This window comes from Streptomyces sp. NPDC056628 (assembly GCF_042792555.1).
Taxonomy (GTDB): domain Bacteria; phylum Actinomycetota; class Actinomycetes; order Streptomycetales; family Streptomycetaceae; genus Streptomyces.
In genome coordinates, this window is sequence record NZ_JBHTWG010000003.1 from 386013 (window position 1) to 402952 (window position 16940).

General features: G+C 72.0%; 14 protein-coding genes. 10 read left to right on the forward strand and 4 right to left on the reverse strand.

Features of this window, described 5'->3' with window-relative positions:
* Nucleotides 1–3: 3 nt before the first annotated feature.
* The 4 genes from ACFRAC_RS07420 to ACFRAC_RS07435 are packed head-to-tail and all read right to left on the reverse strand — an operon-like array spanning nucleotide 4 to nucleotide 5598.
* Entirely contained in the window at nucleotides 4–864 is an 861-nt protein-coding gene (locus tag ACFRAC_RS07420) for a 2Fe-2S iron-sulfur cluster-binding protein (RefSeq protein WP_382922058.1), read from the reverse strand.
* Nucleotides 861–2693, reverse strand: coding sequence for an NADH-ubiquinone oxidoreductase-F iron-sulfur binding region domain-containing protein (locus ACFRAC_RS07425; RefSeq protein WP_382922133.1), 1833 nt, complete (start codon nucleotides 2691–2693; stop codon nucleotides 861–863). The genes ACFRAC_RS07420 and ACFRAC_RS07425 overlap by 4 nt, the downstream gene beginning before the upstream one ends.
* Nucleotides 2694–2698: 5 nt before the next feature.
* On the reverse strand, nucleotides 2699–4630 hold the full coding sequence (locus ACFRAC_RS07430; RefSeq protein WP_382922060.1) for a molybdopterin oxidoreductase family protein: 1932 nt from the start codon (nucleotides 4628–4630) through the stop codon (nucleotides 2699–2701).
* Entirely contained in the window at nucleotides 4627–5598 is a 972-nt protein-coding gene (locus tag ACFRAC_RS07435; protein WP_382922062.1) for a 2-dehydropantoate 2-reductase, read from the reverse strand. The genes ACFRAC_RS07430 and ACFRAC_RS07435 overlap by 4 nt, the downstream gene beginning before the upstream one ends.
* A gap of 254 nt (nucleotides 5599–5852) precedes the next feature.
* Between ACFRAC_RS07435 and ACFRAC_RS07440 the strand changes: the two genes are divergently transcribed.
* The 10 genes from ACFRAC_RS07440 (at nucleotide 5853) to ACFRAC_RS07485 (ending at nucleotide 16903) form a co-directional block, all read left to right on the forward strand.
* Nucleotides 5853–7178 (forward strand): OFA family MFS transporter, encoded by a 1326-nt coding sequence (locus ACFRAC_RS07440; RefSeq protein WP_382922064.1) that lies wholly within the window; start codon nucleotides 5853–5855, stop codon nucleotides 7176–7178.
* Nucleotides 7168–7296 carry a hypothetical protein gene (locus tag ACFRAC_RS07445; RefSeq protein ID WP_361341950.1) on the forward strand — a complete coding sequence of 43 codons (129 nt, stop codon included), beginning with the start codon at nucleotides 7168–7170 and terminating at the stop codon, nucleotides 7294–7296. The genes ACFRAC_RS07440 and ACFRAC_RS07445 overlap by 11 nt, the downstream gene beginning before the upstream one ends.
* A gap of 160 nt (nucleotides 7297–7456) precedes the next feature.
* Nucleotides 7457–8395 carry a beta-ketoacyl-ACP synthase III gene (locus ACFRAC_RS07450; RefSeq protein WP_382922067.1) on the forward strand — a complete coding sequence of 313 codons (939 nt, stop codon included), beginning with the start codon at nucleotides 7457–7459 and terminating at the stop codon, nucleotides 8393–8395.
* 163 nt (nucleotides 8396–8558) lie between these two features.
* The gene (locus ACFRAC_RS07455; protein WP_382922069.1) at nucleotides 8559–9233 is read left to right on the forward strand and encodes a GntR family transcriptional regulator; all 675 of its coding nucleotides are present in this window, start codon (nucleotides 8559–8561) and stop codon (nucleotides 9231–9233) included.
* A 229-nt stretch (nucleotides 9234–9462) separates the two neighbouring features.
* The gene (locus ACFRAC_RS07460; protein ID WP_382922071.1) at nucleotides 9463–10644 is read left to right on the forward strand and encodes an ROK family protein; all 1182 of its coding nucleotides are present in this window, start codon (nucleotides 9463–9465) and stop codon (nucleotides 10642–10644) included.
* 179 nt (nucleotides 10645–10823) lie between these two features.
* Nucleotides 10824–12344 (forward strand): sugar ABC transporter ATP-binding protein, encoded by a 1521-nt coding sequence (locus tag ACFRAC_RS07465; protein ID WP_382922073.1) that lies wholly within the window; start codon nucleotides 10824–10826, stop codon nucleotides 12342–12344.
* Nucleotides 12341–13360, forward strand: a complete 1020-nt coding sequence (locus tag ACFRAC_RS07470) for an ABC transporter permease (protein ID WP_382922075.1) — start codon at nucleotides 12341–12343, stop codon at nucleotides 13358–13360. The genes ACFRAC_RS07465 and ACFRAC_RS07470 overlap by 4 nt, the downstream gene beginning before the upstream one ends.
* A gap of 17 nt (nucleotides 13361–13377) precedes the next feature.
* Nucleotides 13378–14415 (forward strand): substrate-binding domain-containing protein, encoded by a 1038-nt coding sequence (locus ACFRAC_RS07475; protein ID WP_382922077.1) that lies wholly within the window; start codon nucleotides 13378–13380, stop codon nucleotides 14413–14415.
* 242 nt (nucleotides 14416–14657) lie between these two features.
* Nucleotides 14658–15890 (forward strand): Gfo/Idh/MocA family protein, encoded by a 1233-nt coding sequence (locus ACFRAC_RS07480; RefSeq protein ID WP_382922079.1) that lies wholly within the window; start codon nucleotides 14658–14660, stop codon nucleotides 15888–15890.
* Between the two features lie 14 nt (nucleotides 15891–15904).
* Nucleotides 15905–16903 (forward strand): sugar phosphate isomerase/epimerase family protein, encoded by a 999-nt coding sequence (locus ACFRAC_RS07485; protein ID WP_382922081.1) that lies wholly within the window; start codon nucleotides 15905–15907, stop codon nucleotides 16901–16903.
* Nucleotides 16904–16940 lie beyond the last annotated feature (37 nt).

Consider the following 16940-nt stretch of genomic DNA (forward strand, 5'->3'; position numbering starts at 1 on the left):
CCGTCAATCCCGGTTCTGGACGTGCTGGTAGCCGAAGCGGCCCTTGATGCACAGATTGCCGTGGGTCACCGGGTTGTCGTGCGGCGAGGTGACCTTCACGATCTCATTGTCCTGCACATGGAGCGTGAGGTTGCAGCCCACACCGCAGTACGCGCACACGGTGGTCGTCTCGGTCTGAGCCGACTCGTCCCAGGTACCCGCCGCACGCATGTCGAACTCCGACTTGAACGACAGGGCTCCCGTCGGGCACACCTCGATGCAGTTGCCGCAGTACACGCACGCCGAGTCGGTGAGCGGGGCGTCGTGCTCGACGGCGATCCGCGCGTCGAAGCCGCGTCCGGCGACGGAGATCGCGAAGGTGTTCTGCCACTGGTCGCCGCAGGCGTCCACACACTTGTAGCAGAGGATGCATTTGTCGTAGTCGCGCACATAGAGCTCGTTGTCGACCTTCGGCTCCTCGTTGAGACGGGCGGCGTCCGGGCCGAACCGGTCCGGTTTCGCCTCGTACTCCTTGAGCCATCCGGTGACGCGGGGCGTGGTCGACAGGTCCACGGACGAGGCGAGCAGCTCCAGGACGACCTTGCGGCTGTGCCGGGCGCGTTCGGTGCCGGTGCGCACCTCCATGCCCGCCTCGGCCCTGCGGGAGCAGGCGGGCACCAGGGTCCTGGACCCCTCGACCTCCACGACGCACACCCGGCAGGCGTTCTTGGGCCGCAGCGTGTCGCCCTCGCACAGGGTGGGGATGTCCTTCCCGGCGGCCCGGCAGGCGTCGAGGATCGTCGAGCCCTCCGGGACCCGGGTCTCCTGCCCGTCGAGGGTGAACTCCACCAGCCGGCGCGGCACTCCCAGCGGTATCGCGGTCATGTGTAGGCCCCCAGACGGTCGATCGCGGATTCCACGGCGTTCCACGCGGTCTGCCCGAGACCGCAGATGGAGGCGTCCCGCATGGCGCGGCCGACCTCCCGGAGCAGGGCGATGTCGTCGGCGGCCGCCGCGCCCGTGCGCTCGGCGATCCGGTGCAGGGCCTCCTCCTGCCGTACCGTGCCGACCCGGCAGGGCACGCACTGCCCGCACGACTCGTCGCGGAAGAACTCGGCGATGCGCAGCAGCAGCCGGGGCAGCGGCACGGTGTTGTCGAAGGCCATGACCACCCCCGAGCCGAGGGTGGTGCCGGCCGCGCGGGTGCCCTCGAACGTCAGCGGAATGTCCCTCTCGTCGGCCCGGACGAAGCCGCCCGCCGCGCCGCCCAGCAGCACCGCCCGCAGCCCGTCCCGGACGCCCGCCAGGTCCAGCAGCTCGCCGAGGGTCGCGCCGAAGGGGAGTTCGTAGACGCCGGGGCGGTCCACGCTGCCGGACACGCAGTACAGCTTGGGGCCGGTGGACTGCGCCGTGCCGACGGCCGCGTACGCCGGGGCCCCCATGGTCAGGATCGGCAGGACGTTGACCAGCGTCTCGACGTTGTTCTCCACCGTCGGCTTGCCGAACAGCCCCTTCTCCACCGGGAACGGCGGCTTGGAGCGCGGCTCGCCCCGGTAGCCCTCGATGGAGTTGAACAGGGCGGTCTCCTCGCCGCAGATGTAGGCGCCCGCGCCCCGGCGGATCTCGATGTCGAAGGCGTACCCCTGACCGAGGACGTCGTCCCCGAGGAAGCCGCGCGCCCGGGCCTGCGTGATCGCGTGCTCCAGGCGGCGCAGGGCGCGCGGGTACTCGCCGCGCAGGTACAGATAGCCCCGGTGGGCGCCCGTCGCGTACCCGGCGATCGTCATGGCCTCGACCAGCGCGTACGGGTCGCCCTCCATGAGCACCCGGTCCTTGAAGGTGCCCGGCTCGGATTCGTCGGCGTTGCAGACGAGGTAGTGCGGATGGTCGGGCTGCGACGCCGTGGCCTGCCACTTGCGGCCGGTGGGGAAGGCGGCGCCGCCGCGCCCGACCAGGCCCGAGTCGGTGACCTCCCGGATCACCCCGGCGGGACCGAGTTCGAAGGCCCGGCGCAGCGCGGTGTACCCGCCGTGGGCCCGGTAGTCGTCCAGCGAGGCAGGGTCGACGACGCCGACGCGCCGCAGCAGCGTCAGCGCCCGGTCCCCGGCCTGCGGCACCGCCATCACCGCGGGCGGCTCCCCGGGCGCGGAGTCCGGCGCGCTCGCGGCGAGCACGGCCTCCTCCACGGTCGCCGGTGCCGACACCGCCGTACGCACCGGGTCGCCGGCCTTCACCGCGAGGGCGGCGGGGGCTCGTTCGCACAGGCCGAGGCAGGGGCTTTGCTGCACGCTCACGCCGCTGCCCGGCCCGAGACGCGCCTCGATCCCGGCGCACAGGTCGCTCGCGCCGGCCGCCGCGCACGCCAGGTCCGTGCACACGTGCAGCACGGTCGCGGGGCGTGGCCGCACCGAGAACAGGGCGTAGAAGGTGGCGACGCCGTACGCCTCCGCCGGCGGCACCGTCAACCGCCGGCACAGGTAGTCCAGGGCGCCCTCGCTGATCCAGCCGATCCGGTCGTTGAGGGCGTGCAGCCCCGGCAACAGCAGGTCGCGGCGGTCCCGGGCGGCCCGGCCGCCGCGCGCCCACCTCAGGTCGGCGGCCCGCGTCTCGTCGCGGGTGGCGCCCTCCCACGAGGACTCCGGGGGTCCTAGCAGGGCGTCGACGGCCGCCCGCTCGTCGTCCGTCGGTTTGCTGTCGCCGAAGTGCAGGTCCACTTGCGTCACCTCACGATGGTCGCGACGGGGAGCTTGTCGATCCGGATCGCCGACGCCTTGAACTCCGCCGTCCCCGCGATCGGGCAGTTCGCCTCGATCGTCAGCTGGTTGGTGTCCACCTCGTCGGGGAAGTGCATGGTCATGAAGGCCAGGCCGGGCCGCAGCGCGGTGTCCACCCACACCGGCGCGACGACGCTGCCGCGCCGCGAGGTCACCTGGACCTTCTCGCCGACGACGACCCCGTACCGCTCGGCGTCCTCGGGGCTGATCTCCACGAACTCGCCGCGCCGCAGCGGGGAGGCGAAACTGCCGCTCTGCACCCCGGTGTTGTACGAGTCGAGCCGGCGCCCGGTGGTGAGCCTGATCGGGTACCGCTCGTCGGTGAGATCGACCGGCGGATCGTGCTGGACGATCCCGAACGGCGCCGCCGTCCCGCGCCGCGCCGGGTCGGCCTCCCACAACCGGCCGTGCAGATAGCTCGGTTCGAGCCCGTCGGTGCTGGGGCAGGGCCACTGGATGCCCTGGTGCTCCTCCAGCCGCCGGTACGTCATCCCGTGGTGGTCCGGCGACACCGACCGCAGCTCGTTCCACACGGCCTCGGCGTCGGCGTACTTCCAGTCGTGGCCGAGCCGGCCCGCGAGGTCGCAGATGATGTCGATGTCCTCGCGGGCCTCACCGGGCGGGGTGACGGCCCGGCGCACCCGCTGGACCCGGCGCTCGCTGTTGGTGGTGGTGCCCTCGGTCTCGGCCCACCCGGCGGTGGCGGGGAGGACGACGTCCGCCAGCTCGGCCGTCCTCGTCAGGAAGATGTCCTGGACGACGAGGAAGTCCAGCTGCCCGAGCCGCCGTACGGCCTGCTCGCTGTCGGCCTCGGACTGGGCGGGGTTCTCGCCGATGCAGTAGACGGCCCGCAGGTCGCCGTCCTCCATCGCCTCGAACATCTCGGTGAGGTTCAGGCCGTAGTGGGGCTGGATCACCGTGTCCCAGGCGGACTCGAACTTCACGCGGGTGCCCGGGTCGAGGATGTCCTGGAAGCCGGGGAGCCGGTTCGGGATGGCGCCCATGTCCCCGCCGCCCTGGACGTTGTTCTGCCCGCGCAGCGGCTGGAGCCCGCTGCCGTAGCGGCCGACGTGGCCCGTCAGCAGGGAGAGGTTGATCAGGGCGCGGACGTTGTCGGTGCCGTTGTGGTGCTCGGTGATGCCGAGGGTCCAGCACAGCTGGGCGCGTTCGGCGCGGGCGTAGGCGTGCGCGACCTGCCGGATGGCGGCGGCCGGGACGCCCGTCACCTTCTCGGCGAGGGAGAGCGTCCACGGTTCGACGAGTGCCTTGTACTCCTCGAAGCCGGTCGTCGCCCGCTCGATGAACGCCTCGTTGGCGAGGCCCGCGTGGATGATCTCGCGGCCGATCGCGTGGGCCATCGGGATGTCGGTGCCGACGTTCAGGCCGAGCCAGCTCTCCGCCCACTCGGCGGTGGAGGTGCGGCGCGGGTCGAGCGCGTACATCCGGGCGCCGTTGCGGATGCCCTTCAGCACGTGCTGGAAGAAGATCGGGTGCGCGAAACGGGCGTTGGAGCCCCACATCACGATGACGTCGGTGTGCTCGATCTCCTCGTAGGAGGAGGTGCCGCCGCCTGACCCGAAGGCCGCCGACAGGCCCGCCACGCTGGGCGCGTGGCAGGTGCGGTTGCAGGAGTCGACGTTGTTGGTGCCCATCACGACCCGGGCGAACTTCTGCGCCACGTAGTTCATCTCGTTCGTGGCGCGGGCGCAGGAGAACATGCCGAACGCGCCCCGGTTGCGCTCGATGCCGCGGGCCGCCCGGTCCAGGGCCTCGTCCCAGGTCGCCCGCCGGAACGGCTCGTCCCGGGAATCGCGCACCAGGGGGTGGGTCAGCCGGGTGTAGTTCCTTCGTCCACGGTCCTTGCGTCGTTCCTTCATGCGGCGCTCCTCAGCGCGAGCAGGTCCGAGATGGCGTGCACGGTGCGCAGGGTGGGCACCTGGACGCCGGTGATCTCCGCCAGTTCGACGACGGCCGCGAGCAGGACGTCGAGTTCGAGCGGTTTGCCGCGCTCCAGGTCCTGGAGCGTGGAGGTGCGGTGGTCGCCGACCTTCTCGGCGCCCGCGAGCCGGCGTTCGATGGAGACGCCGACCTCGCAGCCCAGGGCCGTGGCGACGGCCAGGGTCTCGGTCATCATGATCTCGATGACCTTGCGCGTGCCGCCGTGCCGGCACATCTGCCGCATGGTGGCGCGGGCGAGCGCGCTGATCGGGTTGAAGGAGATGTTGCCGAGCAGCTTGAGCCAGATGTCGTTGCGCAGGCCGGGTTCGACCGGGCACTTCAGGCCGCCGGCGACCATGGCCTCGCTGAACGCGAGACAGCGCCGGGACACACTGCGGTCGGGCTCCCCGACGGAGAACCGGGTGCCCTCCAAGTGCCGTACGACGCCGGGTCCTTCGAGTTCGGTGGCGGCGTACACGACGCAGCCGACGGCCCGTTCGGGCGCGAGCACCGCACTGACCGCGCCGTCCGGGTCCACGCTCTCGAGGCGGTGCCCGTCGTAGGGGCCGCCGTGCCGGTGGAAGTACCACCAGGGGATGCCGTTCTGGGCGGCCACGACCGCCGTGCGCTCGTGGAGCAGCGGCTCGATCAGCGGCCCGCACGCCGCGTACGCGTTGGCCTTCAGGCCCAGGAAGACGTAGTCGACCGGGCCGACGTCGGCCGGGTCGTCGGTGGCGTGGGCGCGGGCGGTGAAGTCGCCGCGCGGGCTGAGCACCCGCACCCCGTGCCGCCTCATGGCCGCGAGGTGCGGTCCACGGGCGATCAGGTGCACGTCGGCACCCGCGCGATGCAGCGCGGCTCCGACGTAGGCGCCGATGGCACCGGCGCCGAGGACTGCAACTTTCACTTCGGAACGCTCCGTTCGGTCGAGGGAGTACCGCGGAGGTGGCTGCGCTGGAGAAGCGGGAGATGACGAGTCAGGACTCGTCGACTGAATATTGTCTACAGTATGGATAAGGGGTCAGCAAGAGTGCGCGCACGCCCTTCCCTGCGACGGGCGGGTGGTCGGGCGACCGTTCGTCGCGCCCCGGATACCGTTCACCGCATACGGTCGACCCGTTCACTTCTCAACGACCCCGTCGCTGCCTACCGTGCGGGATCATGAGTCCCCCCATGGCACCCGCCGGATGGAGCCGCTGGCTGGTTCCCCCCGCCGCGCTCTCGGTCCATCTGTCCATCGGTCAGGCCTACGCCTGGAGCGTGTTCAAACCCCCGCTGGAGTCGGCCCTCGGCCTCAGCGGCACCCAGAGCGCCCTGCCCTTCCAGCTCGGCATCGTCATGCTCGGCCTGTCCGCCGCGTTCGGCGGCACGCTGGTGGAGCGCAAGGGGCCCCGCTGGGCGATGACGGTGGCCCTGGTCTGCTTCTCCTCGGGCTTCCTGCTCGCCGCGCTCGGCGCGGCCGTCGAGCAGTACTGGCTGATCGTCTTCGGCTACGGCTTCGTCGGCGGGATCGGCCTCGGCATCGGTTACATCTCGCCGGTGTCCACGCTGATCAAATGGTTCCCCGACCGGCCCGGCATGGCCACCGGCATCGCCATCATGGGCTTCGGCGGCGGCGCCCTCATCGCCTCCCCGTGGTCGGCGCAGATGCTGGAGTCCTTCGGCACCGACAGCTCCGGGATCGCGCTGGCGTTCCTGGTGCACGGCCTGACGTACGCCGTCTTCATGCTGCTCGGCGTCCTGCTGGTGCGGGTGCCGCGCCCCGCGAAGCCCTCCGGCGACAGGCCCGGCGCCGCCCTCGACGGGCCGCAGGTCTCCGCCCGCAGCGCCGTGCGCACCCCGCAGTTCTGGTGCCTGTGGGTCGTGCTCTGCATGAACGTCACCGCCGGCATCGGCATCCTGGAGAAGGCCGCGCCGATGATCACGGACTTCTTCGCGGACTCCTCCACCCCGGTGTCGGTGTCGGCCGCGGCCGGCTTCGTCGCCCTGCTGTCCGCCGCCAACATGGCAGGCCGTATCGGCTGGTCGTCCACCTCGGACCTGATCGGGCGGAAGAACATCTACCGCGTGTACCTCGGGGCCGGCGCCCTGATGTACGCCCTGATCGCGCTGGCAGGCGACTCCTCCAAGCCGCTGTTCGTCCTGTGCGCGCTGGTCATCCTCTCCTTCTACGGCGGCGGCTTCGCCACCGTCCCCGCCTATCTGAAGGACCTCTTCGGCACCTACCAGGTCGGCGCCATCCACGGGCGGCTCCTCACCGCCTGGTCCACGGCCGGCGTCCTCGGACCCCTGATCGTGAACTGGATCGCCGACCGGCAGGAGGAGGCGGGCAAGGACGGCTCGTCCCTCTACACCCTGTCCCTGTTCATCATGATGGGACTGCTCGCCGTCGGGTTCGTCGCCAACGAACTCGTGCGGCCGGTCCACCCCCGCCACCACGAACCGGCCACGCGGCCCAAGGAGAAGGAGGCCAGCGATGTCCAGTGACGGCAGCCCGCCCGCCCGGCGCCCACTGATCGCCTTCGCCTGGGTATGGGTGGGCGCACCCCTCGCGTACGGGCTCTACGAACTCGTCCGCAAGGCGACGCAGCTGTTCACCGGCTAGGCGCCGGGCGGGTGACCGGACGTCCGGGGAAGGTCCGGGAGTCTGCAAGAAGCCGACAACACGGGCGTCCGTTTCCTGTGGCATCACGTGCCGTCGTACCGGTGAGTCACTGATCAGACTGGTGCATCCCGTTACCCGAGGTTCGAGGGGATCACCACTGATGAACGGCTCGCGCATCGCCGCCGTCGGCCACTACCAGCCCGCCCGGGTCCTGACCAACGAGGACCTGGCGGGCATGGTCGACACCAGTGACGAATGGATCACGTCCCGGGTCGGCATCCGCACGCGCCACATCGCCGGGCCCGACGAGCCGGTCGACGAACTCGCCGCGCACGCCGCCGCCAAGGCGCTCGCGTCGGCCGGTCTCGCGCCCGGCGACATCGACCTCGTCCTGGTCGCGACCTCCACCGCCGTCGACCGGTCGCCGAACATGGCCGCGCGGGTGGCGGCCCGGCTCGGCATCCCCTCACCGGCCGCCATGGACATCAACGTGGTCTGCGCCGGCTTCACCCACGCGCTGGCCACCGCCGACCACGCGGTGCGGGCGGGTGCCTCCGCGCGCGCCCTGGTCATCGGAGCCGACAAGATGTCCGACGTCACCGACTGGACCGACCGGACGACCTGTGTGCTGGTCGGGGACGGGGCGGGCGCCGCCGTCGTGGAGGCGTCCGCCGAGCCGGGGATCGGCCCGGTGCTGTGGGGCTCGGTGCCCGAGATGGGGCACGCGGTGCGCATCGAGGGCCAGCCCGCCCGCTTCGCCCAGGAGGGACAGAGCGTCTACCGCTGGGCGACGACCCGGCTGCCGGCCGTCGCCCGCGGCGCCTGCGAGCGCGCGGGATACGCCCCCGAGGACCTCGCCGGTGTCGTCCTGCATCAGGCCAACCTGCGCATCATCGAACCCCTCGCCGAGAAGCTGGGGGCGGTCAACGCGGTGGTCGCGCGCGATGTCACCGAGTCCGGCAACACCTCGGCGGCGAGCATCCCCCTCGCGTTCTCCAAGCTGGTGGAGCAGGGCCGCGTCTCCAGCGGCGACCCGGTGCTGCTCTTCGGCTTCGGCGGCAACCTGTCGTACGCGGGACAGGTCGTCCGCTGCCCCTGAAGGTGGCGGTCGCGGGTGCCGGCGGTGGCGGGATGTGGCCGACTCCTCGGCCTGCCCGCCCCGGTGCGCCGTAGACTGTAGACGAAAGACAATCGATACGGGGTCGCGGTGACGGCCGGCCACGGGGGCGCAGTCGCCCGGTGTGCACCCAGGAGGGGAACCGATGTTGTCGACAGGACTGCCGCAGGGTGCGGTGCCCAAGCTCGAACGGCCCGGCCCGCTGCGCGACCGCGTCTACGAGGCGCTGCTCGAACTCATCACCACCCGTGCCCTCCAGCCGGGCCAGCACCTGGTCGAGAGCGAACTGGCGGGCCACCTCGGCGTGTCACGGCAGCCGGTGCGCGAGGCGCTCCAGCGGCTGAACACCGAGGGGTGGGTCGATCTGCGGCCCGCGCAGGGCGCGTTCGTGCACGAGCCGACCGAGGAGGAGGCGGACCAGCTCCTCACCGTCCGCACGCTCCTGGAGGCCGAGGCCGCCCGGCTGGCCGCGGCCCACGCGGACAGCGCCGGCATCGCCGCGCTGGAGGAGCTGTGCGCCCAGGGCGAGCAGGCGGTCGCCGCCGACGAGGTGGACACCGCCGTCGCGCTCAACGCCCGCTTCCACGCGAAGGTCATGGAGCTCGCCGGGAACACCGTCCTCGCCGAACTCGCCGCCCAGGTCGATCGCCGCGTCCGCTGGTACTACACGCCGATCGCCCGGCAGCGCGGCCACCAGTCGTGGATCGAGCATCGCGGGCTGATCGCCGCCATCACCGACCGGGACGAGGCCCGCGCGACCCAGCTGATGCGGGAGCACACCGAGCACACCCGGCGGTCCTACCACCAGCGGGCCCAGTAACCCGGCCCCCGGCGGCGGGAAGCACGCGCTCACGGACCCCCGTGACGGCCCCTCGGGCGTCACGGGGGTCCGCCTTTGTCCTGTGAGTGGAGAAAGTTGGCGGCAATCTCTGCGCAAGTTCTTCCCAGTCCCGGCGGCCACTGCTACGTTCCCCTCGAAAGCAAGGCCACCGCGGTGGCCGGATTCCGGCACTCAGGCCGATCGAGGCGGGGAGGGGCACGTGAGACGTATGACGGCGCGACCCGCCAACGCCCACCAGGCCAGGCTGCTGAAGCTGTTGCGGGACGGGGGGCCCAGCTCCCGGGCCCAGCTCGGCGACCAGATCGACCTCTCGCGGTCCAAGCTGGCCGTCGAGGTGGACCGCCTGCTGGAGACGGACCTCGTCGTGGCCGACGGACTCGCCGCCTCGCGCGGCGGCCGGCGCTCCCACAACATCCGGCTCAACCCCGGTCTGCGTTTCCTCGGCGTCGACATCGGCGCGACCTCGGTCGACGTCGCCGTCACCAACGCCGAACTGGAGATCCTCGGGCACCTCAACCAGCCCATGGACGTCCGCGAGGGCCCGGTCGCGGTCTTCGAGCAAGTCCTGTCCATGGCCGCCAAGTTGAGGGCGTCCGGGCTCGCCGAGGGGTTCGACGGCGCCGGCATCGGCGTCCCCGGCCCCGTCCGCTTCCCCGAGGGCGTCCCCGTGGCACCGCCGATCATGCCGGGCTGGGACGGCTTCCCCGTGCGGGAGGCGCTCAGCCAGGAACTCGGCTGCCCCGTCATGGTCGACAACGACGTGAACCTCATGGCGATGGGGGAGCAGCACGCGGGTGTCGCCCGCTCCGTAGGCGACTTCCTCTGCGTCAAGATCGGCACCGGCATCGGCTGCGGCATCGTCGCGGGCGGTGACGTCCACCGCGGTGTCACCGGCAGCGCGGGCGACATCGGGCACATCCAGGCCGTCCCCGACGGACGCCCGTGCGCCTGCGGCAACCGGGGCTGCCTGGAGGCGCACTTCAGCGGGGCGGCCCTCGCCCGGGACGCCGTCGAGGCGGCCGAGCAGGGGCTGTCGGAGGAACTCGCCTCCCGCCTGACGGCGAACGGCAGCCTCACCGCCGTCGACGTGGCCGCCGCGGCTGCCGCCGGTGACGCCACCGCGCTCGACCTGATCCGCGAGGGCGGCAACCGGGTCGGGCAGGTCATCGCCGGACTCGTCAGCTTCTTCAACCCCGGCCTGGTGGTGATCGGCGGCGGGGTGACCGGCCTCGGCCACACCCTGCTCGCCGCCATCCGCACCCAGGTCTACCGCCAGTCGCTGCCCCTGGCGACCGGCAATCTCCCCATCGTCCTGGGTGAGTTGGGCCCCACCGCCGGTGTCATCGGCGCGGCCCGCCTCATCAGCGACCACCTGTTCTCACCCGCGTAGGCACCCGCCGGCCCCCGGGCCGGCCCCAGCACCACCCGCCCGGTCACCGCCGGGCGGCGGCTCCACCGCACGCCCCCGTACCGCCTCGCCGCACCAGAGCCGCTCCACCCCGTACCGCTCCGCCCCGCCTTGCCCCGCCCTGCCCTGAATCCGGCCCGCACGCCCGCCAAGGGGACCTCATGGCACCAGAACCACCGCTGCTCAGCATGAACGGCATCACCAAGTCGTTCCCCGGAGTCCGCGCCCTCGACGGCGTCGACCTCGACGTCCAGGCCGGTGAAGTGCACTGCCTGCTCGGCCAGAACGGCGCCGGCAAGTCCACGCTCATCAAGGTCCTGGCCGGCGCCCACCAGCCCGACACCGGCACCATCCGCTGGCGCGGCGAGGAGGTCACCCTCCGCTCGCCGATCGCCGCGATGCGCCTCGGCATCGCCACCATCTACCAGGAACTCGACCTGGTGGAGCATCTGTCGGTCGCCGAGAACGTCCACCTCGGGCACGAGCCGACCACCGCCGGCTTCATCGTGCGCGGCCGGACCGCACGGGCCTCGACCGCACAACTGCTCAAACGGCTCGGGCACCCCGAGATCGACCCCGGCCGGCTGGTCGGCGACCTCTCGGCCGCGCAGCAGCAGATCGTCTCCATGGCCCGCGCCCTCTCCCACGAGGTCCGCCTGATCGTGATGGACGAGCCGTCCGCCGCCCTCGACCCCGACGAGGTCGACAACCTCTTCCGGATCGTCGCCGACCTCACCGCCGAGGGCGTCGCCGTCGTCTACATCTCGCACCGCCTGGAGGAGATCCGCCGCATCGGCGACCGGGTGACCGTCCTGAAGGACGGCCGGGCCGTGGCCGGCGGACTCCCCGCGAAGACCACCCCGACCCGTGACGTCGTGGCGATGATGACGGGACGCAACGTCGAGTACGTCTTCCCCCAGCGGCCCGTGCGGGACGCGGCCGGCGGCGACCCGCTGCTGGAGGTCCGCGGCCTCGCCCGGGACGGCGAGTTCGAGCCCGTCGACCTGGCCGTGCGGCCGGGCGAGATCGTGGGGCTCGCCGGACTCGTCGGCTCGGGACGCTCCGAGATCCTGGAGACGATCTACGGCGCCCGGCGGCCCAGCGCGGGGCAGGTCCTCGTGGACGGGCGCCCGCTCAGGCCCGGCAGCGTCCGGGCCGCCGTACGGGCCGGGCTCGGGCTCGCCCCCGAGGAACGCAAGGCGCAGGCCCTGCTGATGCTGGAGTCCGTCACCCGGAACGTCTCCGTGTCGTCCATGTCCCGCTTCGCACGCGGCGGCTGGATCGACCGGGCCGCCGAACGCGGCGCGGCGCGCGCCGCCACCCGCGAGCTGTCCCTGCGCCCCGACAACCCCTCGGTGCCGGTGCGCACCCTGTCCGGCGGCAACCAGCAGAAGGCCGTCCTGGCCCGCTGGCTGCTGCGCGGCTGCCGTGTCCTGCTGCTCGACGAACCCACCCGGGGCGTCGACGTCGGCGCCCGCGCCGAGCTGTACGCGGTCGTGCGGCGGCTGGCGGACGAGGGGCTCGGCGTGCTGCTGGTCTCCAGCGAAGTACCCGAGGTGCTGGGGCTCGCCGACCGTGTCCTGGTGCTGCGCGAGGGCCGAGTCGTGCACACGGCTCCCGCGTCCGAACTCGACGAACACCGCGTACTCGACCTCGTCATGGAAGGAAGCCCCGCGTCATGACGCAGCACGCCTCCCCGCCCCGGGACAGCACCGACAAGGTGCCCCTGTCCGGTGCGGCGCCCGCCTGGCGCGGCCTGATGGCCCACGCCGACGTGCGCACCCTGTCCCTGCTCGGCGTCCTCGCCGTGCTGATCGTCATCGGCGGCATCACCAAGCCGGACGAGTTCCTCGACACCCGCAACCTGCAACTCGTCCTCACCCAGGCGTCCGTGATCGGTGTCGTCACCGTCGGCATGACCTTCGTCATCATCTCCGGCGGCATCGACCTGTCCGTCGGCGCGATCGTCGCGCTGGCCTCGGTGTGGGCGACCACGGTCGCCACCCAGGAATATGGGTTCGCCGGCATCCTCTTCACGGCGGTGATCGTCGGTGTGGGGTGCGGACTGGTCAACGGGGTGCTGATCGCCTACGGCGCGATGGTGCCGTTCATCGCGACCCTCGCCATGCTGGCCTCCGCGCGCGGCCTGTCGCTGCAGATCACCGACGGCAAGACGCAGATCGTCGCCATCCCCTCGGTGCTCGACCTCGGCGAGCGCGACGCGTACGTCCTCGGCGTCCCGCCGCTGGTCATGGTGTTCGCGGTCGTGACGATCATCGGCTGGCTGGTGCTGAACCGCACCACCTTCGGGCGGCGCACGGTCGCCGTGGGCGGCAACCCGGAGGCGGCCCGGCTCGCCGGCATCGACGTCCGCCGCCAGCGGCTCTACCTCTACCTGCTGTCCGGACTGTGCTGCGGCATCGCGGCGTTCCTGCTGATCATCCTGTCCGGCTCCGGTCAGAACACCAACGGCAACCTCTACGAACTCGACGCCATCGCCGCCGCGATCATCGGCGGCACGCTGCTCACCGGCGGCCGCGGCACCATCGTCGGCTCGGTGCTCGGCGTCCTGATCTTCACCACCATCACCAACATTTTCGCCCTGAACAACCTGCAGACCGACGTCCAGCAGATTGCCAAGGGCGCGATCATCGTCGCCGCCGTGCTGGTCCAGCGCCGTAACGCGAGCACGACCTGAGGGAAGGGTTCACCGCCATGCCAGAGTTCACCAGCCGCAGAGGGCTGCTGTTCGGAACCGCCGCCGTGGGCGCCGGAGCCCTCCTCGTGGGTTGCACGAGCAACGAGTCCAAGGACGAACCGGCCGCGAACAACCAGCCGGCCGCCGACGACAAGCCCGGCAAGCAGGTCACCATCGGCTTCGCCGGACCGCAGGCCGACCACGGCTGGCTCAACGCGATCAACGACAACGCCAAGAGCCGCGCCAAGAAGTACTCCGACGTGACGCTGGAGATCACCGAGGGCTCCAACGACACCGCCCAGCAGATCGGCCAGATCGAGACCCTCATCAACAAGAAGGTCGACGTCCTGGTCATCCTGCCCGCCGACGGCAAGGCGCTCACCCAGGTCGGCCTGAAGGCGATGCGCGCGGGCATCCCGGTCATCAACCTCGACCGGATCTTCAACACCCCGCAGGCGTACCGCTCCTGGATCGGCGGCGACAACTACGGGATGGGCCTCAACGCCGGTCACTACATCGGCGAGAAGCTCAAGGACAAGTCCGACGCCAAGGTCATCGAGCTGGCCGGACTGGACAACCTGGAGCTGACCAAGCAGCGCACCCAGGGGTTCGACGACGCCCTGAAGAACTACCCCAACATCAGGAAGGTGGCCCGTCAGGCCGCCGAGTTCACCGTCGAGTCCGGGCAGTCCAAGATGGCCCAGCTCCTGCAGGCGCAGTCGAAGTTCGACGCCCTGTGGAACCACGACGACGACCAGGGCGTGGGCGCCCTGCGCGCCATCGAGCAGGCGGGCCGAGACGACTTCCTCATGGTCGGCGGCGCCGGGGCCCTCTCCGCCTTCCAGGCCATCAAGAAGGACGACGGGGTCCTCAAGGCCACCGTCCTGTACCCGCCGACGATGGCCGCGTCCGCCATCGACCTGGCCCGTGCGCTGGGCCAGGGCAAGGGCGTCGGCGGTATGGCCGAGTTCGAGATCCCCGCCTCGCTCACGCTCTACTCGGCCGTCGTCAACAAGGAGAACGTCGACCAGTACATGTCCACCGGCTTCAAGTGAGGCGCCCCCTGCCCGACGGGGACGGGGAGTCCGTCGGGCAGGGCCGGGGCGACCGGGGGAGGCACCGGCCGGCTCACCACGGCACCGGCCACCGCGCGGCGGCCCGCTCGGGCGCCGGCGGACCGGCCGCGCGGCGACGCCGGCCGGGCCCCCGGACCCGCGGGCGGCTCGGCGCCGGCACCGCCGGGCCCCCGGGACGCCCCCACCCCCCACCGCGGCACGACGACGAGGAGGACTATCGCATGGGACAGCCGCAGCAGCCCGGCCCGGCCGAGGCGGAGGCAGGGGCCACCGGGTCCGGCGCACCGCCCCTGCGCGTCGGCATGATCGGGTACGCCTTCATGGGCGCGGCCCACTCGCAGGGCTGGCGCACCGTGGGCCGGGTCTTCGACCTGCCCCGCACCCCGGTGCTCGCCGCGATCTGCGGCCGGGACGCCACCGCCGTCCGCGCGGCCGCCGGCCGGCACGGGTGGGCGACGGCGGAGACCGACTGGCGCGCCCTGATCGCCCGGGACGACATCGACCTCGTCGACATCTGCACCCCCGGCGACAGCCACGCCGAGATCGCGCTCGCGGCGCTGGCCGCCGGCAAGCACGTCCTGTGCGAGAAGCCCCTCGCGAACACCGTGGAGGAGGCCGAGGCGATGGCCGCGGCGGCCGAGCGGGCGCACGCGAGCGGCCAGATCGCGATGGTCGGCTTCAACTACCGCCGGCTGCCGGCCACCGCGCTGGCCCGCGTCATGGTCGCCGAGGGCCGGCTGGGCCGGCTGCGGCACGTGCGGGTCACCTACCTCCAGGACTGGCTCGTGGACCCGCAGTTCCCGCTGACGTGGCGGTTGCGCAGGGAGTCGGCGGGCTCCGGCTCGCTCGGCGACCTCGGCGCGCACATCGTGGACCTCGCCCAGCACCTCGCGGGGGAGCGGCTGACCGGCGTGTCCGCGCTGACCGAGACCTTTGTGCGGGAACGCCCGCTGCCCGGCGGCGCGGTGAGCGGCCTGTCCGCCGTGGAGGCCGACGAGGCCACCGGCGCGGTCACCGTCGACGACGCCGCCCTGTTCACGGGCCGCTTCGCCTCCGGCGCGCTCGCCTCCTTCGAGGCCACCCGCTACGCCACCGGCCGCAAGAACTCCCTGCGCATCGAGCTGAACGGCGAGCACGGCTCGCTCGCGTTCGACCTGGAGCGGCTCAACGAGCTCTCGTACCACGACGCCCGCGAGCCGGGCACGTACGCCGGGTTCCGCCGCATCCTCGTCACCGAACCCGACCACCCCTACCTGGAGGCATGGTGGCCGCCGGGCCACGGCCTCGGCTACGAGCACTCCTTCGTGCACCAGGCCCGCGACCTGGTCCACGCCGTGGCCGAGAGCCGCCCGCCGCAGCCCTCGTTCGCCGACGGCCTCCAGGTGCAGCGGGTCCTGGCGGCGGTCGAGGAGAGCGCCGAGAAGAACTCCGTCTTCACCCCGATCGCCGTCTGAGGAGGCCAACGAGAATGCCGCGCACGTTCACGCTGTTCACCGGCCAGTGGGCCGACCTGCCGCTGGAGGAGGTCTGCCGGCTCGCCCGCGACTTCGGCTACGACGGACTCGAACTCGCCTGCTGGGGCGACCACTTCGAGGTCGACAAGGCACTGAGCGACCCCGGGTACGTGGAGTCCCGGCACCAGCTCCTCGACAAGTACGGACTGAAGTGCTGGGCGATCTCCAACCATCTGGTGGGCCAGGCCGTCTGCGACGCCATCATCGACGAACGCCACCAGGCGATCCTGCCCGGTGACATCTGGGGCGACGGCGACCCGGAGGGGGTGCGCCGGCGGGCCGCGGAACGCATCAAGGACACCGCGCGCGCCGCCGCGGCCTTCGGGGTGGACACGGTGATCGGGTTCACGGGCTCCGCCATCTGGCACCTGGTCGCCATGTTCCCACCCGCCCCCGAGGCGATGATCGAGCGCGGCTACGAGGACTTCGCCGAGCGCTGGAACCCGATCCTGGACGTCTTCGACGCCGAGGGCGTGCGCTTCGCCCACGAGGTCCACCCGAGCGAGATCGCCTACGACTACTGGACGACCGTACGCACCCTGGAGGCGGTCGACCACCGGCCCGCCTTCGGGCTGAACTTCGACCCGTCGCACTTCGTGTGGCAGGACCTCGACCCGGTGGGCTTCCTGTGGGACTTCCGTGACCGGATCTACCACGTCGACTGCAAGGAGGCCCGCAGGCGGCTCGACGGGCGCAACGGCCGCCTCGGCTCCCATCTGCCGTGGGGCGACCCGCGCCGCGGCTGGGACTTCGTGTCGGCCGGGCACGGGGACGTCCCCTGGGAGGACGTCTTCCGGATGCTGCGGTCCATCGACTACCGAGGGCCGGTCTCCGTGGAGTGGGAGGACGCCGGCATGGACCGGCTGCAGGGTGCCCCCGAGGCGCTGAGCCGCCTGAAGGCATTCGATTTCGAGCCACCCAGCGCGTCGTTCGACGCCGCGTTCAACAGCTGAGCCGAAGACCGGCCGCAGGTCGGGGACGGGGATCGGT